At 45.8% G+C, this 20,966-nt stretch carries 19 protein-coding genes and 1 pseudogene; 16 read left to right on the top strand and 4 right to left on the bottom strand.

Annotation, left to right across the window (positions count from 1 at the left end):
* Positions 1–126: 126 nt before the first annotated feature.
* Genes AC58P5_RS02405 through AC58P5_RS02395 form a run of 3 tightly spaced genes read left to right on the top strand, consistent with a single transcriptional unit; the run spans position 127 to position 2,054 of the window.
* Positions 127–366 carry a PLD nuclease N-terminal domain-containing protein gene (locus AC58P5_RS02405; RefSeq protein WP_497384347.1) on the top strand — a complete coding sequence of 80 codons (240 nt, stop codon included), beginning with the start codon at positions 127–129 and terminating at the stop codon, positions 364–366.
* A complete protein-coding gene (locus AC58P5_RS02400; protein ID WP_497384345.1) occupies positions 363–1,265 on the top strand; it encodes an ABC transporter ATP-binding protein in 903 nt (300 codons plus the stop codon). Before AC58P5_RS02405 ends, AC58P5_RS02400 begins: the two co-directional genes overlap by 4 nt.
* The gene (locus tag AC58P5_RS02395) at positions 1,266–2,054 is read left to right on the top strand and encodes an ABC transporter permease (RefSeq protein ID WP_497384344.1); all 789 of its coding nucleotides are present in this window, start codon (positions 1,266–1,268) and stop codon (positions 2,052–2,054) included.
* Between the two features lie 100 nt (positions 2,055–2,154).
* Here AC58P5_RS02395 and AC58P5_RS02390 read toward each other — a convergent pair whose 3' ends face one another.
* Positions 2,155–2,532 (bottom strand): hypothetical protein, encoded by a 378-nt coding sequence (locus AC58P5_RS02390; protein WP_497384342.1) that lies wholly within the window; start codon positions 2,530–2,532, stop codon positions 2,155–2,157.
* Positions 2,533–2,752: 220 nt separating this feature from the next.
* Here AC58P5_RS02390 and AC58P5_RS02385 point away from each other — a divergent pair.
* From AC58P5_RS02385 to AC58P5_RS02360, 6 genes and pseudogenes are all read left to right on the top strand, one after another.
* Positions 2,753–3,070, top strand: a pseudogene (locus AC58P5_RS02385) (SRPBCC family protein); the annotation flags it as partial.
* Positions 3,071–3,489: 419 nt separating this feature from the next.
* Positions 3,490–4,803, top strand: a complete 1,314-nt coding sequence (locus AC58P5_RS02380) for a catalase (RefSeq protein ID WP_497386013.1) — start codon at positions 3,490–3,492, stop codon at positions 4,801–4,803.
* Between the two features lie 288 nt (positions 4,804–5,091).
* Positions 5,092–7,314, top strand: a complete 2,223-nt coding sequence (locus tag AC58P5_RS02375) for an NPCBM/NEW2 domain-containing protein (protein ID WP_497384341.1) — start codon at positions 5,092–5,094, stop codon at positions 7,312–7,314.
* 189 nt (positions 7,315–7,503) lie between these two features.
* Positions 7,504–8,013 carry a cysteine hydrolase family protein gene (locus tag AC58P5_RS02370; protein ID WP_497384340.1) on the top strand — a complete coding sequence of 170 codons (510 nt, stop codon included), beginning with the start codon at positions 7,504–7,506 and terminating at the stop codon, positions 8,011–8,013.
* Positions 8,014–8,105: 92 nt separating this feature from the next.
* Complete coding sequence (locus tag AC58P5_RS02365; RefSeq protein WP_497384339.1) at positions 8,106–9,008, top strand: SDR family oxidoreductase; 903 nt, start codon at positions 8,106–8,108, stop codon at positions 9,006–9,008.
* A gap of 248 nt (positions 9,009–9,256) precedes the next feature.
* Positions 9,257–9,817, top strand: a complete 561-nt coding sequence (locus tag AC58P5_RS02360; RefSeq protein ID WP_497384337.1) for an NAD(P)H-dependent oxidoreductase — start codon at positions 9,257–9,259, stop codon at positions 9,815–9,817.
* A gap of 83 nt (positions 9,818–9,900) precedes the next feature.
* On the opposite strand, the gene AC58P5_RS02355 is transcribed toward AC58P5_RS02360, so the two are convergent.
* Positions 9,901–10,257, bottom strand: coding sequence for a winged helix-turn-helix transcriptional regulator (locus tag AC58P5_RS02355; protein WP_497384336.1), 357 nt, complete (start codon positions 10,255–10,257; stop codon positions 9,901–9,903).
* Positions 10,258–10,557: 300 nt separating this feature from the next.
* Here AC58P5_RS02355 and AC58P5_RS02350 point away from each other — a divergent pair, with 300 nt between their 5' ends.
* The 3 genes from AC58P5_RS02350 to AC58P5_RS02340 are packed head-to-tail and all read left to right on the top strand — an operon-like array spanning position 10,558 to position 12,942.
* Entirely contained in the window at positions 10,558–11,382 is an 825-nt protein-coding gene (locus AC58P5_RS02350; protein ID WP_497384335.1) for a MerR family transcriptional regulator, read from the top strand.
* 38 nt (positions 11,383–11,420) lie between these two features.
* Positions 11,421–12,443, top strand: coding sequence for a serine hydrolase domain-containing protein (locus AC58P5_RS02345; protein WP_497384334.1), 1,023 nt, complete (start codon positions 11,421–11,423; stop codon positions 12,441–12,443).
* A 55-nt stretch (positions 12,444–12,498) separates the two neighbouring features.
* Positions 12,499–12,942 carry an SMI1/KNR4 family protein gene (locus AC58P5_RS02340; protein WP_497384332.1) on the top strand — a complete coding sequence of 148 codons (444 nt, stop codon included), beginning with the start codon at positions 12,499–12,501 and terminating at the stop codon, positions 12,940–12,942.
* Between the two features lie 260 nt (positions 12,943–13,202).
* On the opposite strand, the gene AC58P5_RS02335 is transcribed toward AC58P5_RS02340, so the two are convergent.
* On the bottom strand, positions 13,203–14,426 hold the full coding sequence (locus tag AC58P5_RS02335) for a leucine-rich repeat domain-containing protein (RefSeq protein ID WP_497384331.1): 1,224 nt from the start codon (positions 14,424–14,426) through the stop codon (positions 13,203–13,205).
* Positions 14,427–14,889: 463 nt separating this feature from the next.
* Between AC58P5_RS02335 and AC58P5_RS02330 the strand changes: the two genes are divergently transcribed.
* Complete coding sequence (locus AC58P5_RS02330) at positions 14,890–15,666, top strand: class I SAM-dependent methyltransferase (protein ID WP_497384329.1); 777 nt, start codon at positions 14,890–14,892, stop codon at positions 15,664–15,666.
* Between the two features lie 145 nt (positions 15,667–15,811).
* Here the strand turns inward: AC58P5_RS02330 and AC58P5_RS02325 are convergent, their stop codons facing one another.
* Positions 15,812–16,630, bottom strand: a complete 819-nt coding sequence (locus tag AC58P5_RS02325; RefSeq protein ID WP_497384328.1) for a DUF2935 domain-containing protein — start codon at positions 16,628–16,630, stop codon at positions 15,812–15,814.
* A 328-nt stretch (positions 16,631–16,958) separates the two neighbouring features.
* Between AC58P5_RS02325 and AC58P5_RS02320 the strand changes: the two genes are divergently transcribed.
* The 3 genes from AC58P5_RS02320 to AC58P5_RS02310 all read left to right on the top strand — a co-directional run bounded on the left by AC58P5_RS02320 (position 16,959) and on the right by AC58P5_RS02310 (position 20,937).
* A complete protein-coding gene (locus AC58P5_RS02320; protein ID WP_497384327.1) occupies positions 16,959–18,629 on the top strand; it encodes a DUF6138 family protein in 1,671 nt (556 codons plus the stop codon).
* Between the two features lie 167 nt (positions 18,630–18,796).
* The gene (locus tag AC58P5_RS02315; RefSeq protein WP_497384326.1) at positions 18,797–19,780 is read left to right on the top strand and encodes a helix-turn-helix domain-containing protein; all 984 of its coding nucleotides are present in this window, start codon (positions 18,797–18,799) and stop codon (positions 19,778–19,780) included.
* A gap of 194 nt (positions 19,781–19,974) precedes the next feature.
* Positions 19,975–20,937, top strand: coding sequence for an ABC transporter substrate-binding protein (locus AC58P5_RS02310; RefSeq protein WP_497384325.1), 963 nt, complete (start codon positions 19,975–19,977; stop codon positions 20,935–20,937).
* The last annotated feature ends 29 nt before the right edge of the window (positions 20,938–20,966 follow it).

Genomic DNA, 20,966 nt, shown 5'->3' with positions numbered 1-20,966 from the left:
TTGGTTTTCCATGCTCCATATCTTTATTCTTATTATAAATAATGAGAATAGGTATTGCAATAAAGGGCTTTTGCAAGTAATATTATCATTATCAATAACGATAATAAAAGAAGGAATGGTACACATATGAAGCTGCATTATGGGTTCGACGAATTGAAAAACTTTGATTTTATGGCTTTTGTCCCGATGCTTCTCCCGTTTATAGCTATTGGTATCCTGCTGGTTCTGATTGCCTTAATTGATTTATACCGGCACAGGACGACGAGAAAGAGCGTTCTCCTATGGACTTGTATCATTCTTTTCGTTCATACACTGGGTCCCATTCTGTACTTCGTGCTAGGCCGAAAGGATGACGTGAAACTATGAAATTGGAGATCAAGCATGTAAAGAAGGCCTATCCAGATAAAATGGCGGTCAATGATTTCTCGATGGAGCTTAATGCGGGGGAATGTGTCGGCTTGATCGGTCCGAACGGAGCGGGGAAATCGACTTTAATAAAAATGATTTCAGATATGATCAAGCCGGACGAAGGCGAAGTTTTGCTTAACGGAAAAAAAATAGCTCAAATGAAAAGAGAAATCGGCTATCTGCCGCAATACCCGAACTTTTATCATTGGATGACAGCCCGGGAAACTCTTACGTTCATGGGACAACTTTCGGGACTGAAAATAGAAGAATTAACAAAATCCATCCCGGAGATTTTGACTAAAGTCGGACTAAGTGATGCCGGGAATTCAAAAGTCGGCACCTTTTCCGGTGGTATGAAACAGCGGCTCGGTATTGCGCAAGCCCTGCTGCATAAGCCTTCGCTTATTGTTATGGATGAACCGGTATCCGCATTGGATCCGATTGGCCGGCGGGAAGTGGTAAACCTGATCCGGGATATCAAACAACATACCACGATTATTTTGTCCACCCACATACTTAGCGATGCTGAAGAAATATGCGAACGATTTGTCATGATAAGAAACGGAATCAAAATAGAAGACACAACGATTGCCGACCTGTACGACCGCAGTAACAAAAACAAGCTGAGCATCGAATGTACAGCGAAAGATTTAAAATGGATGGACGTTGCCAAAAAATTGCCTTACGTAAGAGAGATAAAGGTTACCGGACACAGGATTGATATAGAAGTCGAAAATATCCAAACAGATAAAAACAGATTATTGGAAAACGCTCTTGCTCATGAAGTGGACATCCTAAAATTCGAAATTCATACCGACACGTTAGAAGAAATCTTTTTGCAACTGGTGGTGAAGTAAATGAATACATTTTATGTGCTCGCAAAAAAAGAAGGAGTTCAAATGGTACGTGAGTTAAAAGTGTTCTGGCTGCCGGTGGTTTTTATTTTATTGGGAATGACCCAGCCCATAGTCACTCATTACTTGCCATCCATTCTGGGAGCATTAGGCAGTGGGAAGGGGATCACCATTGATCCGATCCTGGCTGCTCAAAAAGGCGGGGAAGTTCTAGCCGGCACCTTGGGTTCTCAGTTTGATCAACTCGGCCTGATTATTCTTGCCGTCTCCATGATGGGGATTATTCAAAGCGAAAAGGCGAACGGCATGCTGGCTTTCATCCTAACACGACCCGTAACTGTCCGTACCTATCTAGCTGGAAAAATCATATCCAATTATTTGTTGGCCGCGTTTGGTGTAGCAATGGGATACTTCGCTTCTTGTTTATATGTAAATTTTCTTTTTACAAAAATTCCGTTTTCCCAGATGATGACTTCCTTATTGCTTTATCTGATATGGATTTTTTTTGTCACCTCTTTCATAACGATGCTCAGCACTCTTTTTAATAGCCAAAGTATGATTGCAGTAGTAGCGATTGTTTTGCTTATCGGCTCCAGAATTATAGTGGGGGTAAGTCCGGTCGTCGATCTGCTAAATCCGGCAAGTATGAGCAAGCTGGCCATGGAATTGCTGATCGCAGGGGCGATACCTTCAAGAGTAATGGGACATACACTCGTAACGCTCTTTTGGATTATGCTGATCCTGTTTGTAACGCATCACTGGATTTCAAGCAAAAAAGTCAATTCCGATTAAGTAGACTGCATATGTACATTCTTCACAAGATATTGTGAAGAATATAGTTCTCTTTGAAGATCGTGAGGCTCGCAAGAACGGATCAAGGAACTGATCCTATCTACATCACCGGGCTAAGGGAAGAAATAAAGCTTAATTCGGATTGAAGAATACGTTGATCCGTGACAAGGTTTCCAAATGCGTCGATACCGAACACAGAGAGTAACGCATTGGGAGTTGCAACGGAAGCCGTGTTAATTTGAACTTCATAAGTGACGTTCCCGGCAATAAAAAATTGTCTAACATTATAAGAATTTGCAGGAACCACATACGTTATTAGATAGGCCGTATAGAATGTAGTGGAATTTACAGAAGCGAATACCTGCACCGTAACGGTTACCGGGTTTGTGGTATCCAAGTTTCTGACGTTCATCACAATGTTAGAAGATGCGGTACCGAAGTCTCTCGTATTGGTAATTACACCTGTAGAAAATGGCATATACATTCCTCTCCTTTCGCTAGTTCTGCTATATGATATGAACGGCTACTAGCGATTGATTGGATTATAACCTATCAGATTATTAAACTTTGAAACTAGACTACTATTTCTTCATAGATTTGGGCGCTGCTTGTTCGTTTTATTCAACTCATGTTAACCTGCTAAGGAGTAGGGATTTAGGACTGCGGGGGCGATAGAAGAGCGGAAAGGTCTCGATTTTATGAAATGCGAGGACAAGAATCAGGGCGAGTTCTACGGTATGGAATCGTGGGGCAAAGGGGTATACAGCGAGATCCAAGCACCGTAGAAGATTGTTTATACGGACTATTTCTCCGACGCGGAAGGCAACATTGCGGAAACGATGCCGGCTAAGGTCTGCACATTGACCTTCGTTGAAGTCGAAGGCGGCACCAAAGTCATCAGCGTGGGCGAATATGCAGCGGCTGAAAGCCTGAAGCAGGTCATGGACATGGGCATGCTGCAGGGCATCACCGAAACATGGGATCGTCTGGGCGGGCACCTGGAATCGATTCAGTAGACCTGCCGTCCGGTCACATGGCCGATCATCTTTAAGATCCATGGATATAGAGAAAAGATCACTCCTCGCAAAGGAGTGGTCTTTTTTTCGAACCTGTATATGCGGGCTTCCGGAGCCGGGCCGCGTGACCTTGAGCCTCGCTACAACTTGATCTCAAGACTCGACAGTGGAGATGATGTCATTGCTCTTCCCGGATATAGGGTACAGGGGTTATAAATATTCCGAAACTCAACATATACAATAGGGTATCCGGAAAAAACGGACGTGTGGGAGGGAAGATGATTATGGAAGGAAACAACGGACGGTTTCTATCAGATGCCAAATCTTCACGCAGCGGTTCTCCGCAAAGACTTGAAGCGCAAAATGGACTGAAAGAGGAGCCTCCTAATGATCGCATTCCTGCGCAGTGGACGGGGGATATGCCGGCAGCTTTCCATTCGCAGACGGTAGGTGAAAGAGGTCCTGTGCTGGAACAGGACAATATTTTGCACGAAACATTAGAAGCTTTTGTACATACGAAGATTATAGAAAGGCCGGTGCACGTGAAAGGCTACGGTGCTTTCGGTTACTTTCAGACCGTACATTCCATGGCGCCCTACACAAAGCTCTGCTTTTTACAAAATCCTGGCCAGCAGGTCCCCGTCACCGTAAGATTTTCCCTTGCCGTAAGCAACAAAGGCACCCCGGACACTTCCCGCAATGTGCGCGGTTTCGCCACCAAGTTTTATACGGAACAAGGTATTTTTGATCTGATCTGCAATCATATCCCCGTATTTTCCGTGCGGGATGCCATTCGCTTTCCGGAGTCCATTAAAGCCTTTTTGCCCTCGCCTGTAAACAACCTGATCGATCCGGAACGGTTCTGGAGCTTCGTTGCCCGAGCGCCCGAATCCACACATTTCCTGGTCTGGCTCTACTCGGACGCCGGCACGGTCAAGAGTTTCCGTCACATCCCGGGTCATAGCGTAAACACCTACGTGTGGAGAAATGAACAGGGCGTCCGCACTTATGTAAAATATCATTGGATTCCGTTTGCAGGCGTGCAGGTTATAGACCGCCACGAAGCGGCCCGGTTGACCGAGAATCCGGATCTTGCAGGTAAAGATTTAGTTGATACCCTGGCAGCGGGAAATACGGTTGAATATGGCCTTCATGTGCAGCTTATGAACCCGGATGACGAAGCCAACCTTTCTTTTGATCCGCTGGATGATACCAAGGTCTGGGACGACCGGCAGTATCCTCTGATGCCGGTTGGCCGGCTGGTACTGAACCGCAATCCGGACAACTATATGGATCAGGTGGAGAAAATAGCCTTCTCACCGTCCAATCTCTTGGATGGAGCTGAATTATCGGACGATAAGATGCTGCAAGGACGCGCGAATATTTACTGGGATTCGCAGCGCCGGCGGTTAGGGCCGGATTTTCGCAAAATTCCGGTCAATCATCAACAAAACTGGACGCCCGATTCCCTTGTGACCAGCGGTAACGGTAGATATGTGGAGGGTCGTCTCATGCGGTCCGACCTACCCAAACCGGACAATTTTACGCAGGCCGGCCAGTACTATCGCGCTCTGCCTCCTGTGCAGCAAGAGCATCTGGTGGATAACCTTTCCGCCGATCTTGCCGGCATATCCCAGGAAACGCAAAGCATCGTCTTAAGCTATCTGTACCAAGCCTCGGCAGAACTGGGAGAACAGGTTGCCCGGCAAATTCAAATGCAGACAAAGGGATAATTGCCATAAAAGTACCTGTACGCTTTTGACAGCGGAGAATGAGTGGCCTATACGGCTGCTCTTTCTCCGTTTTTCTGTAACCGTATCCGCATAGGATGCCGTGTTATTAAAAGAAGAATAAAGATGGTATTGAAGTAATAGAGATAAATGGTGTTATTTAACTAATGGGTAAAAAGAGGAATTGAATAGTGTCATCTTAGTCTGAAATTTATTTAATACATACCAAAATGGATATGCCGGCAATTAAATGCTAGCTATGCATAAATTTAATTTATTTAGGAGGATTTGATGAGAAAACTTAAGAAGTCACTTCAGATTTTAACTCTAATGGTGGTAACAGCAGTTATAGTATCTGTCTCGCCATCTGGGGTACTAGCCCAAACTTCAGAGGCAGCCGTCACACAGCAAAGTAATCTTGTTGTTCAGCGAAATTTTGAAGTAAAAGCCCTTGGAGATATATGGGCGGAAGGCGAGCGAGAGCGTAGAGCGAAGGGGTATGCAGATGCTCGAAAAATATTTCAGCCAACAGGTCTATATGCAAAAGCCAATGAACAAATTGAGATTGAAGTCTCAGGTGACAAACCAATTACAGCGATTATTGGGACACATCGTCATGATAAAGAGTGGGCGATCAGGTATCCGTTAAAAGCAGGTAAAAACACGATTTCCTCACCAAATGGCGGTTTGTTGTCTTTTGATAACAGCAATAATGAAGGTAGTATTCATGTAAATGTAGTGAGCGGGGGCAGTCCTGTTCCATTCTTTGTATTAGGCAAGAACACAAAAGCGGATTGGCAGGCAATGATGAGTGCTTATCCTAATGCACCTTCTGTTGTTCTTCAATCAGAAAAAGCCCTCTTAGTCTTCACATATGCTTCTGCTAAAGACCATATCTTGAATCAAGACCCGGTTCCTGTTTTACAGACTTATGATAAGTTTATTGCAGCACAGGATAAAATCTCTGGATTATCAGATTCTGATTCTGATCCTAGACATCATTTAGACAAACATTTGATCGGCTTTATTGAATCACCATTTGACACAGGATCGTATTATGCAATGGCAACTTGGGATGGGGCGATTATGCCTACAAGGAATGGAGCAAATGCGGATGCGTTAAACCTTACAAGAATGGGTTGGGGACAGTATCATGAGGCAGGTCATTTGAGACAACAAGGACCTTGGACTTGGGGTGAGATGGGTGAGGTGACAGTAAATCTATATTCTATAGTTGCTAAGAAGGCCCTTAAACCTACTGAGCCTGCAAGGTCACAAGGCGAGTACTTAGCCGCTTTCACGTTTGTAGATCAGCCAACCAAGAATTTTAAAGACTCTGATTCAAAATTAGAAATGTTGTGGCAACTTAATCTTGCTTTTGGAGATAACTTCTACCCGGATTTACATCGCTTATATCGTGAGATGGCAATAACTGATCTGCCAACTACTGATGATCAGAAAAAACAGGCATTTATTCTAAACACTTCAAAAGTAGCTCACTATGACCTGACGCCTTTCTTTGATAAATGGGGTTTACCTGCAACAAATGAAACAAAAAATAAGATTAATTCATTGAGTTTACCTCTTCTAACTGCACCAATTTGGTTTGGGTCAGATTACAACATCATTAAACCGACTGATGGAATGGATAAGGTAAAAGGTATTGGGGGTATCATTGCGGCAACAACAAATAGCCAAGAGACTTCAGGTGAAAATAATGCGGCAGCATATGCATTTGACGGAAATCCAAATACTTTGTGGCACAGCGAATGGAGTAAACCAAATCAGTTTCCTTACAAGATTACAGCAAAGTACCTAAATCCCTCAACATTCACCAAACTAACCTATCTACCGCGACAAACTCAAGAAAATGGCATTATTACAAAATATAGAATCCTAACTAGTCTTGATGGGGTATCCTTCACTGAGGTTGCCACAGGCACTTGGGCAAAGGACAAAACAGAAAAGACCGTAACTTTCACACCTGCTCTTGCTAAATATGTTCGACTTGAAGTACCTCAAGGTGGTGGAACTAATGGTTTTGCATCTGCAAGTGAGATTAAAGTCTTTGAAACCGATCCAATAACACCACAACCTGTTACAACGTATCTTAGCGATATGGATTGGTTTTCTGCCACGACAGGCTGGGGAACCATCCAAAAAGATCGGAGTGTTGAAGGAAAAACACTTACGTTAACTAACAAGACCTATACAAAAGGTTTGGGCACACATGCTAACAGTGAAATTGTCTACAAACTGGATGGGCAGTACACATCCTTTGCCGCGCTAGTCGGGGTAGATAAGGAGGTAGGTACTGTAGGTTCTGTGGAGTTCCAAGTTGTTGTAGACAATCAAGTTGTATTCTCTAGTGGTGTAATGCATAATAATATAGAACCAAAAGAGGTAAACGTTAATCTTTCCGGAAAGAATGAGCTAAAACTTAAAGTAACAGATGGTGGAGATAGTATAAATAGTGACCATGCCGATTGGGTAAATGCTCGTCTTATCAAATAGTATGGTAAGGTTAAAGCACGTCAAGAAGAGAGGGATCTTCCATAGCGCTATACAAAACAAGCCGGATTTCCTTATCGTACGGAATTTACGGCTTGTTTTGTATAATTTTCGCTTAACGTACGTTTTTCGCGTTTTGTTGGCGGGACCCCTTATAGTGAAAAAATACTAGAGATGTCAGGAAGTGAAGCGGTGAACATTGCACTTTTGATCGTCGATATGCAAATTGATTTTCTGCAAGAACAACCGGTGGCAACCGCAAGCGAGTATATTAACCATACCGCTCAAATTCTGCGTTCCGGCGGACACCCAGTCATTCATATCCAGGATGTAGAAGAGGCCGGGACGGTTAGTCCGGAACGGCTCGCGTTTATTCCCGAGATTCAAGTGGAGAATGACGATCTCATTGTGAAGAAGACGTTCTCCAACGCTTTCTGGAAAACAGATTTGGAACAAATTCTGCTCGACCGTCAGATTGGCCTGGTCGTGGTAGCGGGCTTTGACGCCGGAAATTGCGTCTTATTTACCTACAATGGAGCGATTGAACGCGGGTTTAAGACCGCCATTTTGCAGCGTGGAATTTTGAGTGCCAAAGAAGATCTTATTCCCCTTACCTACCGCGATCGCCATGTGATTTCATATCCGGTCATTGAGTTCATGGTAAACGACATTCCGATTAAAAGAAATCCGCAAACCGTTTAAATGTCCTTCATCCTGGTTACAAAGAGAAGTGTTAAACACTTTTCAGACAATTGCTTACCTATACAGCTTTAAACCAGGAGGAGGACTTGACTATGCCGGATCAAGACCAATATACCGTGCAAGATCCAACCACACAATATCCGAAGCCCGCACCTGAATGGAAACAAAAGCAGCCTGAGCCAGGTCTCCAGAAGAAAATGACTCCCGTGCCCGATGCAGGGGAGACAAGCTACCGCGGAACCGGACGGTTAACCGGACGCAAAGCAGTGGTTACAGGGGCCGACAGCGGAATTGGCCGCGCGGCGGCGATTGCTTTTGCCCGTGAAGGTGCTGACGTGCTGCTGTCTTATTTGCCTGAAGAAGAGGCGGATGCGCAGGAGGTCGTCAAATTGATCGAAGAAGCAGGCCGCAAAGCCATTGCCCTTCCGGGTGACCTGAAGGACGAGCGGTACTGCGAGCAGCTGATTACGACTGCGGTAGACAAACTGGGCGGGATCGATATTCTTGCCAACGTGGCCGGCAAACAGCAGTTCGTAGAGGACATTGCGGATCTGACGACCGAACAATTCGATGCAACTTTCAAGACCAATGTATACTCTCTGTTTTGGCTCTGCAAGGCTGCGGTCAAACATATGAAGCCGGGCAGTTCCATCATCAATACGTCTTCCATTCAAGCGTATAAACCGTCACCGATTCTTTTGGATTATGCGACTACGAAATCAGCGATTAATACGTTCAGCAAAGCTCTCGCACAGCAAGTAGCGGGCAAGGGCATCCGGGTAAATGTGGTGGCACCGGGCCCCGTATGGACCCCCCTGCAAGTTGCGGGAGGACAACCGACAGAGAAGTTGGCCGAATTCGGTGCGAATACGCCGCTAGGCCGTCCGGGACAGCCTGCTGAAATGGCCCCGGCCTTTGTCTTCTTGGCCAGTCAGGAATCCAGCTATATCAGCGGGGAAACCCTTAACGCTAACGGCGGTACGCCAACACCTTAACCGTTTCAGAATCTATTATCAGAGAGGAAGCCGTGTCCGAATGAGGAACGAGCCGCTCTAAATAAAATCCTTTGCCCGTCTTGACCAAGACGGGTAAGGGATTTTTAGGTTGAACAAGAGAACGGACAAAATCGAAGGGTGCTGATACTTACCTTTTTGTAAGTACCTGTAATAAAAGTGCATACTTACATATTTGAAGCAGTCACTTTATACTCAAGGAGTAAATAAATCTTAAGGAGGACGAATCTTTGAAAACCCTTGTTATTGTTACACACCCGAGCCTGGAAACATCCGTCATCAATAAGCGATGGGTAGAAGAACTCAATAAATACCCGGAAAAATATACGGTACACGAATTGCATAAGGTTTATCCTGACGGAAACATGGATGTGGAGAAAGAACAGCAATTAATTGAATCGCACGGTAATCTTGTTTTGCAGTTTCCCGTTTATTGGTTTAATTGTCCGCCTCTCCTTAAAAAATGGCTGGATGACGTTTTTACTTACGGTTGGGCTTATGGTTCTAACGGCGATAAATTAAAAAATCGAAAAGCGGCTCTAGCTGTATCTGCCGGAATTAAAAAAGAAGATTATAGGGAAGAGGGGAGATACCGCTATACGCTTGAACAGTTATTATCTCCTTTTGAAACTACCTTCCATTACTGCCATGCGGATTATCGCTCGTTCTTTGCGTATTACGGTACAGAAAACGAGTCTGGCGAAAATGAACCCGGTGCGGAAAATGAGGCGTCTGCAAGCGATCTGGAAAAGAACGCACAAGAATATGTGAGTTTTATTGATAACCTGTAACAGGCAGCTTAATGAAGCAAGTAAAAAGAAGTATTTCCTTGTGGAGGAGATACTTCTTTTTGATTGGAACAAAATTGTTTTGCCTATCGCTGTACGGCCCGAGGAGCCGGCAAATTGTTTTCACCCCACTCGCACATCATGTTTAACAAGGGAAGCAGAGACAGACCGCGTTCCGATAAGGAATATTCAACTTTTGGAGGTACTTGGGGAAACTCCTTGCGCAGAATAAGGCCGTCGGCTTCCAGTTCTTTTAACATGATGCTCAGCGTTTTAAAGGAAATGCTGCCGATACTTCGCTTTAGCTCGTTGTGCCGCATAACCTTATTCTCGGCCAGCCAATACATAATGATCATTTTATATTTACCGCCTATTAAAGACAACGTATATCCAAAGCCGGTGTCTTTAAGCGCCACGCCAGTCGGAACACAGGTTTCACGCAAAGATTACACTCTCCTTTTGGTGAGTATAGGACATAAATCGATCTACTTTACAATAGATCATTATGCAATCTTATGGAAAGAATGTAAAGGAAGATCGCTATAATTTTATGAACCGCTACAGCCTGCCCGGGCGCGAGACGCTGAATAGCAGCAGATCGCATCCGCATGTTCATCCTGGCAGGATGGAAGGTCAATAGTTTTGCGGTTGACTTTGCCCTTAGGGTAAGCTGTACAGTGAAATGGAACAAAACAGCGATACGTAAACCTTATAGTCAATAAAAAAAGAATAGAGGTGACTTCTTGTTATCGATTGGAGAATTTTCGAAGATATGCGAAGTATCTACAAAAACGCTTCGCTATTATGATGAAATCGGATTAATCAAACCGGATGAAATTAACCCTGAGAACGGGTATAGGTATTATTCCATTATTCAGCTAAAGGAGATGCTCTTCATTAACCGGTTGAAATCTTATCATTTTTCTCTGGAAGAAATCAAAACCATGCTGGAAATGGAAGAGGATCAATCGGAAGAGAAGCTTGGTTCTGCCCTTAACCGCAAGAGAAAGGAAATACAGGATAAGCTGAATGCTTTTGAATACACCCTAAACCAAATAAGTACGGACATTTTAAATGTACAGAAGGGCATCCCGATTATGTCACACCTTGACAAGATAGACGTACAGCTAGTTGAAACCCCGTCCATGAATATCCTTTATACGCGTCAAATGATGAGTAGCGATGACTTTGTTCCGGGATATGAAAAGTATTTTAACAGGCTCTATGAAAAGATTGCCGCTGAAAAACTCACCATGCTTGGTACGCCAATGACCATTTATCACAGCCCTGAATACAATCCGGCGGGCAATGATACGGAGTTTGCCATCCCTATCGGGGAGATTATAAAGGGAACACGGGATTTGCCCGGAGGTCTTTGTGCGAAGTCTGTTCTAAAGGACTCCTATTCAGAATTGAGATCGGTATATGCCAAGCTGATGGAGTGGATAGAAACTGAAGGGTATGCATTGGTGAAATCACCCTATGAAGTATATGTAACCGATCCCGATCAAGCCAAGGCTTCCGGGGATATTGTTACCGAGGTGTATTTTCCTGTAAAGAAAAAGTAGCACAAAGATCTGACATTTTCCTTAGGGAGGTATCTGCCATGAAAAGAAACGACTGGCCAACCACGGAATGGAAAGAAGTAGACCCTGCAGTTGTGAGAATGGACCCGGGAAAGCTTGCAGAACTTGAACTTATCGTACAATCCGAATATGGCAATATTAACGGTATCGTTATTGTGAGAAACGGATGTATCGCTCATGAGAGCTATTACAATGGTTACGGGCCTGAGGATACGCATCATGTGGCTTCGGTAACGAAAAGTATCCTATCCGCCCTCATCGGTCTTGCCATAGATGCAGGCTTTATTAAACATGTCGACCAGAAGGTGCTGGATTTTTTTCCCGAATATGTTCCCGAAGCTGCTGATAGACAGAAAAAAGAAATTACCCTGCGCCATCTTCTCACTATGACGGCTCCATATTCGTTCGAGGATTGGCACGAACCGCTGGACAAGATGTGTATGCAGCCTGACTGGGTCAAGTATACGCTGGATATGCTGGGCCAAAATGGGGAAATCGGAACTTTTAAGTACTCAACCGGGGGTGCGCACCTGCTATCAAGCATCATCACGCGCAGCACAGGAAAAAGCGCCCGTGAATTCGCCAACGAACGATTATTCAGCCCCATCGGCATGAAAGAAATTCCGGATTATGAAATGAAATCATTCGGGTTCGAGGACTTATTCGGGGAAAAGGTAAGAGGGTGGGTTCACGACCCAAACCGGAATTCCGCGGGCGGCTGGGGACTTACGCTGACTCCCCGTGATATGGCACGTTTCGGTCTTCTCTATTTGAACCGCGGCTTCTGGGATCATAAACAGATTATTTCGGGGGCATGGATTGATGAATCGACAGCGATGAACGCCAATAAGTACGGTTATTTATGGTGGTTACGCGAAGAGGACGGAGTTCAGGCATATTTGGCACTAGGGGATGGGGGGAACGTCATTTGTTGGTTCCCGGAAAAAGACCTGATCGTGGCTATCGCATCCGAATTCATCGTTCATCCTCGTGACAGGTGGACACTGATTAAGGAATGTATGATCCCGGCTGTCATAGGCTGAATTGATCACTTGGAAGAAATTCGGTAAACTTATGGAGAAGAGGGGGGATTGTCTTATGAAAGATGCGTTAATGGAGAGATTAAAGGTCTTCCTTCAACGGGAAGATAATAGCACACTGGTAGGCAGTCCGGCGAGCCAAGAGGAAATTGCTCATGCACAGCAGGTGCTGAATGTAAGCTTTCATGAGGATTATGCGCATTTTATCCGGACGTTTGGGGGAGCGTACGCAGGTCTTGCGGTACATGCATTCTCTAATGGCTCCACTCTCGGAAATGAAACGGTTGTCGATTTGACGCTGGGGTTCCGGGAACAATTCAAGGGGCTCCCCTTAGCAGAGGTTTTGCGAACCGGCTATGTCATCTCTATGGACGGTTCCGGCAATCCGATAATAATCAATCCGTCAGGACAGGTTTTTATCTGTGATCACGATACCGGGGAGACGGAGTTAATAGCGGATTCATTCGAGGCGCTGATCGAGGAACATTTTGATGAATGGTGAATTGTCGGAAGGACTAACGAAATCAGTGACTAACAGTGACTCCAAGACCGAACAACGCCGATTTGGAAGCAAACGACACCGGGAAGGATTATCACAAGATCGTAGAAGAAATGAATCCTAGCCGAAAAGCACTTTTGCTTAAGCCTGCCGTAATCATTTTGAGATTTCGCAGGCTCCGCTTAAGTGCTTTTTTACCGTTCTAGAATGTCGGGGGACCAGTTAACACCAACTCCACTTCGGTAAAGGCTCCGGCAGATTCATTAATAGGTTTCATAGATGAGTTGACTGTTAATTTCATGCTGAGGATTAAATACGGCGTAAATGGTTAGCTGCCCGGCAGGAGTATCGCCTGCATCGTACCCTAACCGAATGGTGGCGTCATCATTAAATCCAAGCTCGGACAAGACTAATTCGGTCACATCTTCGTCGGGATGAGTCCGGGCAATCAGGTCTTCAGCCTGATCATGAAGCTGATCCAATCGTTCCCAGGTTTTCTTAATCACCGGTGACAGAGCTTTCATATCCGCCTCGGCGGGTACATCGGCTGTAACGGATAGTTCCTTGCTCTTATAGCGAAGTGTGGTTTGATAGGAACATAACGAGCTATCGTAATGAAAAGTTCCCATACCTGGGATCGTATGATCCGGTTCAACAATCAGATTATCGGCATAATCCAGCCTTTTCAGCATCGGATTAGAACTGATATTGAGTTCCGAGAGTTTATTTTCCGAGCAGTACAGCTCGTTCAAAAGCGGATTATGACGGAGATCCAAGCTCGTAACATGATTTTGGAAGCATCTTAAGCTCTCTAAAACCGGGCTTTGGGTGACATCCAGGTGCTTCAAATGATTGCTGTTGCAGCGGATTTCAACCAGGCTGGCGCAATTATGTATATTCAAGCCGATCAAATAATTGTTTCCGCAATCCAGATACAGGAGGGATGTATTCTGATCCAACTCCAGATTGAATATGGAATTATAGCAGCAGTTAAGTTCCTGTAGATTGGTGTTTTGCTCTACACGCAATTCTGAAATCATGTTCCAGCAGCAGACCAACTTGGTGATCATGGGGTTGTGGCCGACATCCAGGTGCCTAAGTCGGTTAAAACTGCAATCCAGTGCTTCCAACTGCACATTGGCCGTCAAATCTATGGAATAGATTTCGTTGTTGTTGCAAGACAGCGTCTTCAGTTTCAAGTTATGGCCTGTATCCAGAGAATGTAGTTTGTTTCCGTTGCACTCCAAAAATGTAAGGTTCGCATTTCTTCCGATATCAAGTTCCGTCAAGTTATTAAACGAGCAATCAAGCTTCTCCAGAGAGGCGAAGTGTTCAAGCCCTTTCAGACTGGAAAATCCCAGTTTTGCGAGCTGAAGGGTGACGATTCCTTCCACATCGCCTTTTTGAATCCGTCCGCGATTCTCGCAAAAGTGCTCGAGAACAAAAGTTTTAAAACGTTCATCCATGAAATCTTGGGTAATATCCATGACCATTCTCCCCGCGATATGGTTTTTCCGTTCATCTGACAAAAATTCTTATTGTACGACGACAAGCTACAACAGGTATAAAGTAATCTATTTCAAACGTTATTGCAAGTCTAAACCCTTCGCTTATCAAACGCTCTTCCAAAAGATTCTTGACAGGCCGAGGCATTCGTGGTTATTATGGATGCATATAGTCCATAATAAGCGAACGCCGAGAAAACCGCTAAAAAAACGTACTGATCCGCCGGGGGGACAGACCGCTGATACCGGCTGAAGACAGACTAGAGGAGATCACCTTACTAAATCGGAGTAATTCCCTGATGGATGCCGTCAAGCCGTATGGTCCTTGTATGGAAAAGATAAGGTAAGTTTCGACTAATTATAGATATTATATATCTGTAACGTCTACAAAGAATGGAATGATTCATCTTTTTGTACCTATTTCTTATAAAAAGGAGACTATTCTATGTACAGCAAATCCGGTACCAATCACTCGAACTCGGAAGTGTATCGTGTTAAGCCGTCTTTTAACGTCAAACCGGGAGACGGGATCTTGTCCTTGCTGATGCCGCAACCCGGGGAGCGAATTCTGGACGTAGGATGCGGGAGCGGGGACTTAGCGGCTGAGATCACAGCCGCCGGAGCCATACCTACAGGTATCGACCTGTCGGAAGAAACGGTGAAGCGGGCGAGACAGAAGTACCCTGAACTGAATATTCAGCAGGAAGATGTTTGTCAGTACCGAACGGATGTCCCCTTTGACGCTGTGGTCTCCCATGCGGTTTTGCACTGGATCCAAGATGCTCCAGCTGCCGCCCGGACCATCTGGCTGGCCCTCCGGGAGGGCGGCAGATTCGTTGCCGAATTCGCCGGCAGCGGCAATGTTGCCGTGCTGACCGCCGCCATGGAGCAGGTACTGGAGGAGCATGGGTATGTGTGGGCGGGACGGAATCCGTGGTATTTTCCAACCATTGGCGAATACGCCCGCCTTCTGGAGCAGAACGGCTTCCGTGTCACGCTGGCTCAGCACTTCGACAAGCCCACTCCGCTCAAGGGAGAGGCGGGAGTTAGGAACTGGCTGGATAAGTTCACAGATTATTTCTTTCCGGACGTCACCCCGGATGACAAAGCGTCCATCTACCGCGCCATCGAGGCAAGAGTTAAGCCGCACCTTGAGCGGGAAGGTCAGTGGATGGTCGACACTAGCCGATTGCGCATCGTAGCCATCAAGAAATCCGTGTAAGGATAGCTTTTAGCGGCCTATCATGAATGTAAGTTGATTTTCCATGGAAGGAAGACACCTCTTTGTAGCAGAGACGCTGTTAGGGGTGTCTTTATCTTTATACCGCAGCGTGCTGCCAGGATTCATGCGTGTGTTCAATATTTAACTAATGATGGAGTATAGGGCTACTGCTGCTTACGCCTGTTAATGACCGTTCGAACATCTCAATAATCTCCAAAAATCTTTCTGCTTCACGAAAAACATGATCCGCTAATAAGGGATGTATGATGCTTTTGATTTTACATTGTTCAATTAAATCTCTTGCGGTTTTCTTGAAATCCTTCAGAGAGGCAACCGATACTCGATTCTGATCAAGAAATTGGTTTAACAAGGGGACTGTCTGAGATTGCGGGCGCATAGAATCCAAATCCCTTGCCTGATACAACAATTGATCGAAATCATGGCTAAAATCCCTGGCTTGATCCACTAATTTTCGTTCTGATGGGTCTAAAAGATGCCCGATAAATTTTGCATGGTCCGCCATAATCCGTAAGAAAAAAACGTTTTCATCAATAATGGCATCCGGAAGCGGCTCCAGTTTCCCTTGATTCAACTCCTCTAACCGATTTCGGAAATATCTTGCTTCTCTGCTGACATGATCCACTAAGAGAGGGAAGTTTGTTTGACCCGGCAGCCGGCAAGTTAGAATGAGGCCGAGTACTTTTCGTTTAAAAACCCAAATATGAGAAACAGCCGTGTGTACTTCTCGATTAAAGGTACAGATTGTAGCCGGATCGGTTTCCTCGGGAAAAGAGAGCGCTTTTTGCTCAATTGCCTCAAACGTACGGTAAAAATGGTTTGCTTCATGGATCAGTTGGGTGTCCTCGCATCTAAAACCTAAGCGTAAGAAAAAGGAATGCTCTTTCATAATGCGCGACCAAAACCTGATCTCCTCTAATGAACGAGAAACAAATACATCCGCCATATAATTCCTCCCAAATGTACTTTTGTATAAGAATATGAGCAGGCCGGCTTGTTTAAATACAGATAGCTCCAAAAAAGCACATTGCGGAAAGGATCCCGCCCACGTTCTGCACGCTGATGTTCATTAGTCGAAGGCGCCACCCAAGTCATCCATACCGAGCACGTTTCATTTGATCGCTCTGCTGCTGGATGTTATCGTATAGTAAAATAAAGTAAATATCCTTAGTTAGCAAGAATGAATGTAACGGCGGCGTACCTATCTTTTTTTCGTTGAAGAGATGAAGGGGAGCGCGCAAATCAATCTATATCGCAAAATAAAGGAGCACTAGATGGACATGGATCACACTCCGGAAACGATTCTGGACGAAATGAAACGGCAAATCGATAAATGGGCCGCCTATATCAGCGATAAGGACGCGGACCAAATCGTGAAGCGAACTTCACTTCAGATAGGCATTCACGATTACGCTCTGCTGGAATACGCCAAGGGCAGGGCGAACATGTCAGATAAGGAGCTCGATCTTACAAGGTCGGGAAGTACGACCGGAAGCGGCGATTCTACGGAAACGCTGACCGAGAAACAAGTTCGAGAGATGATCGTCCCGGAGCTTGCTTCTTATATCCGGCATACATTGGATGCTCTGACGCCTGCTTTAATCGATTATCATTTTACTCTGGACGGCAAGTTCCGGACGAGGGAAGGCGAGGTACGCGTTCGTATTTACGAATACGTCGACGAGACGAAGAAGAACCAATTGCTGGAACGTATCTCTTCTTATATAGCGAAAAAGCTCGAAGCGGGAAAATATCCGACCAAACCTTTGGAGACGTTTTTCCTCTCCAGGCATTTGTTGGACGAGAGGCTGTTTCCAGACATGGATGCCGGGCGGATCATTTCTCTTTTCGAGAAGATTCAACAAGTGAACAAAGGAAACAAACATCTTGCGGAGCATCGGAATGATCTGGTGGTAGCTTTGCGGAATTGGGCGGAGGATCAATGGCTGCCCCGTTATTTTGATCAGGTAGGGACACAGTTCCAGAAACAATATAAGAAAAACAGCGAGGCCTGGCTGGAAAATACCGAGCAGGGTCCGATCGAACTTATTATGTATACCGCCATCTTAATTTTGAAATACGAACCTTCCTATAGCAGAAGCACAGGGCTGGCTATGTTGAATTGCGCGATCGAGCTGGGAAGTGCCAAGGCAAAACGTCTCACCGCGGAAGGCAGCGGCACGTTCGCCAAGGAAGACGTCTGCTCTCGCGACGAACTGGCGGAATGCACAGCCAACGATGTGTTTGCCGAGGTTACCCTCGTTATTAAGCAGGAAACAGAGGAGAGCTACGGGCGAGCGCTCCGGTTTCTGATTCGCTTGGTAAGCCTAGGCTTTCCCAAAAGCTATCAAATCAAGCTGAAATCCGGCGTCAAGCAATGGCTGCCCGTCAAAGGGCTGGCCAAGTCGGGAACACACCGCTTTTTCGCCCAAGCCGTGGAATATCCGAATTTGCATCCCTTGCTGGAGGAGTACGCCCGGACGACGATGGAACCGTTCGAATGGTATGCGGACACGGAAGGGGAAAAGAGTTGCATGCCGGGCAGTTATGCCGTCTTCGGCCTCGGACTGGCGGATCGGATCTATTTTCCGTTAGTGGAAGAATACATGGGGAAGGTTGACGAAGAACACCAGTCCGTTCAGAACCACTTCACGGTCGCTTTGGCCGAGCGGCATGGCGTTAACCCGGAAACAATTCCTACACTGGTGAAATGCATGCTGCACAGCACGGATTCGATGAAGCTGAAGATCAAAGCGGATATGGAAGACGACTCGCACCTTAGGAGCCTGCTTGATCGGGTTCGCGGCCTTCCGCACTATGAGGTGGTACATATCCATTACTTGATTTGGGGCGGAACGGATAAGCTGAAGAAAATGGCCGCCAAGGCGGAAGGGGATCGTCGGCAATGGCTTTCCGAGCTGTTGCAGCTCGCCGGTCACCGGTAATCGGCATTCCCGCACGTTTAAAGAAGTCGCCAAATTGGCGGCTTTTTTTGATTTCATATGATAAGTTGACGCCATCAATAAGAAATTGAATTTCTTGACAATGAAAATGATTATCATTATCATTAAAACAACTACAAATAAGAATTCGGAATGGGGGTGGGAAGGGTATGACAGAGTCTGTTCATCACAATGTGAATCAGTTTTTTGATCAAATGGATTTTTTCTATCGTTCTTTGAACCGGACGGAAAATATGGAGAGACGCGATTCGGCGGGTGAAGGTTTTGCTTTGCGTATTGTGCCTCGACCTGAACTCATTGTTGTTCTCACCAATTGTACGTTATATAAGAACAAACAGGTTAATTTCCGGTTCGACGTTCCCATGGTCGAACTGTCGATCTGTCTGGACGGTGAGGGAGTTGGACTAGTTAACGGTCTTGAGGTTCCACTTGTCCCGAACACGGTCAATCTCGGTCTTATGAATCAGGGGGCCGGAGAATTTTGTTTTGTCGGCGGCCGCTCCCTCATAACGGCGAGTATTTATATTCCCGTGTCGTCTTTCAATTATTATCTGGAAAACATCGCAGAGGGAAAAACGGCCGATTTTCATCGTCTGCTCGGCACGAAATCGTTCCATCAATACAGACAGCCGATAAATCCCGTTATGCTTCAACTGGTCAAGCAGCTTGTCTATATGCCCTACGCTCAAGCCGTCCGCAACATCCATGTGGAATGCAAGGTTCTTGAAATGCTGTCTATGGCGTTTCAGCAACTGCTGTTTGAGAACGAATCCGGTCCTTCCGCGTTTTCCATGACTCGGAGCGAACTGGAGAAGATTCACCGCGCCAGGGAAATATTGCTGGAACGGATGGAGTCTCCGCCGTCTTTGCTGGAGCTGTCCCGGATCGCAGGGTTAAACGATTTTAAACTCAAAGCCGGATTCAAGAAAGTTTACGGTACGACCGTATTCGGATATTTACGCGAGCAAAGACTGGAAAAAGCGAAACAATTGCTCCTGAGCGGGCAGTTCCGGGTGGGGGAGGCTGCTGCATACGTCGGATATACGAATTCCAGTTATTTTGCCGATGCCTTCCGCAAGCACTATGGAGTTAATCCTGGAGAATTCATGAGGAGCTCCTCGACTGTTTTTTGATCGGTACGTTCATTCATTTAAGAGACACCGGATGCCTGTATCCGGTGTTTTTTTGTTAGATTCGCACGATAAAAAAAATCCGTCTGGCCGCTTTAAAATCCGTCTAGAGGCGGCAATGAAGAATGAATTGGTATAGGATGTTGGTTGACCAAAAGTGAAAATCATTATCAATTGAGAAAGAGGGTTAACACAAAATGATCCGCAGCCGTATAACGTCTACTCTATGGGCAGCCGCCCTGTTTATTCTACTTTTGACGGGATGCTCCAATGCAGAGAAAACCGCTTCCAAAGAAGCAGGCAGTCCGTCCAGCGTGCCCGCAGCACAAACGACTGGTGATAAGGAGGCGTTCCCGCGTACGATCCAGCATAAGAAAGGAACCTTGGTGCTCGACAAGAAACCGGAGAAAGTCGCTACCCCGTACATCGTTTACTTGGACTACTTGACCGTACTCGGGGAACCGCCGCACGCTTCACAGGGAATGGATATGATCGCTAGCTTTCCGAATTTGAAAAAACGTCTGGAAGGATCGCATGTCATGGATCTCGGCCGGGAAACGAGTATGGAAAAGCTGCTGGCCGCATCCCCGGATTTGATCCTCTCGGAAGATGAAAACAAATTTACTGAATACAATAAAATCGCCCCGACCGTCATTATACCTCACAATGAGGACTGGAGGGCGCAGCTTCGGATCATCGCTCAAATAATCGGAGCCGAAAAGAAGGCGGAGAGCGTTATTGCCGATTACGAGAAAAAAGCGGCCGAGTACAAAGAAAAGCTGGCGTCTAAACGCGGAGAAACGGTTCTGGCCGCCATGTTCAGCGGAAAGGAATTCACGTCTTTCAATATGAGCCGGATGGGGGTTTTCTATGAGGATCTGGGGTTAACACCGGTCGAGGCATTTAAGCAGGGGGGGAATTTTAATCTGGAGGGACTGGCGGAAGCCGACCCGGATTATCTGTTCGTTGTGAATAACTATGTTCAACCCGTTGCCGGCGGTGTGATGGCTTCAATGAAAGACAACCCGGTCTGGAACCGTTTGAAAGCCGTCAAGAACAACCATGTGTTTATCCTGGACGACAGCTCGGTTATCGGACCGATGCCGCTCGGAAAAATCGTGGCGATCGATGAAATTATGAAAGCCATGAGCGGCAGCTAAACCAGGCCTACCCCACTGTTAATAGAATA

This window comes from Paenibacillus sp. JT31N7 (assembly GCF_059692095.1).
This window is presented reverse-complemented; position numbering and strand designations above follow the sequence as displayed.

What these genes read in the sequence shown, in the direction of transcription:
- AC58P5_RS02405 (WP_497384347.1), top strand. Translation starts at nt 127, where the DNA reads ATGAAGCTGCATTATGGGTTCGACGAATTGAAAAACTTTGATTTTATG.
- AC58P5_RS02400 (WP_497384345.1), top strand. Translation starts at nt 363, where the DNA reads ATGAAATTGGAGATCAAGCATGTAAAGAAGGCCTATCCAGATAAAATG.
- AC58P5_RS02395 (WP_497384344.1), top strand. Translation starts at nt 1,266, where the DNA reads ATGAATACATTTTATGTGCTCGCAAAAAAAGAAGGAGTTCAAATGGTA.
- AC58P5_RS02390 (WP_497384342.1), bottom strand. Translation starts at nt 2,532, where the DNA reads ATGCCATTTTCTACAGGTGTAATTACCAATACGAGAGACTTCGGTACC.
- AC58P5_RS02380 (WP_497386013.1), top strand. Translation starts at nt 3,490, where the DNA reads ATGCCGGCAGCTTTCCATTCGCAGACGGTAGGTGAAAGAGGTCCTGTG.
- AC58P5_RS02375 (WP_497384341.1), top strand. Translation starts at nt 5,092, where the DNA reads ATGAGAAAACTTAAGAAGTCACTTCAGATTTTAACTCTAATGGTGGTA.
- AC58P5_RS02365 (WP_497384339.1), top strand. Translation starts at nt 8,106, where the DNA reads ATGCCGGATCAAGACCAATATACCGTGCAAGATCCAACCACACAATAT.
- AC58P5_RS02345 (WP_497384334.1), top strand. Translation starts at nt 11,421, where the DNA reads ATGAAAAGAAACGACTGGCCAACCACGGAATGGAAAGAAGTAGACCCT.
- AC58P5_RS02340 (WP_497384332.1), top strand. Translation starts at nt 12,499, where the DNA reads ATGAAAGATGCGTTAATGGAGAGATTAAAGGTCTTCCTTCAACGGGAA.
- AC58P5_RS02335 (WP_497384331.1), bottom strand. Translation starts at nt 14,426, where the DNA reads ATGGATATTACCCAAGATTTCATGGATGAACGTTTTAAAACTTTTGTT.
- AC58P5_RS02330 (WP_497384329.1), top strand. Translation starts at nt 14,890, where the DNA reads ATGTACAGCAAATCCGGTACCAATCACTCGAACTCGGAAGTGTATCGT.
- AC58P5_RS02325 (WP_497384328.1), bottom strand. Translation starts at nt 16,630, where the DNA reads ATGGCGGATGTATTTGTTTCTCGTTCATTAGAGGAGATCAGGTTTTGG.
- AC58P5_RS02320 (WP_497384327.1), top strand. Translation starts at nt 16,959, where the DNA reads ATGGACATGGATCACACTCCGGAAACGATTCTGGACGAAATGAAACGG.
- AC58P5_RS02315 (WP_497384326.1), top strand. Translation starts at nt 18,797, where the DNA reads ATGACAGAGTCTGTTCATCACAATGTGAATCAGTTTTTTGATCAAATG.
- AC58P5_RS02310 (WP_497384325.1), top strand. Translation starts at nt 19,975, where the DNA reads ATGATCCGCAGCCGTATAACGTCTACTCTATGGGCAGCCGCCCTGTTT.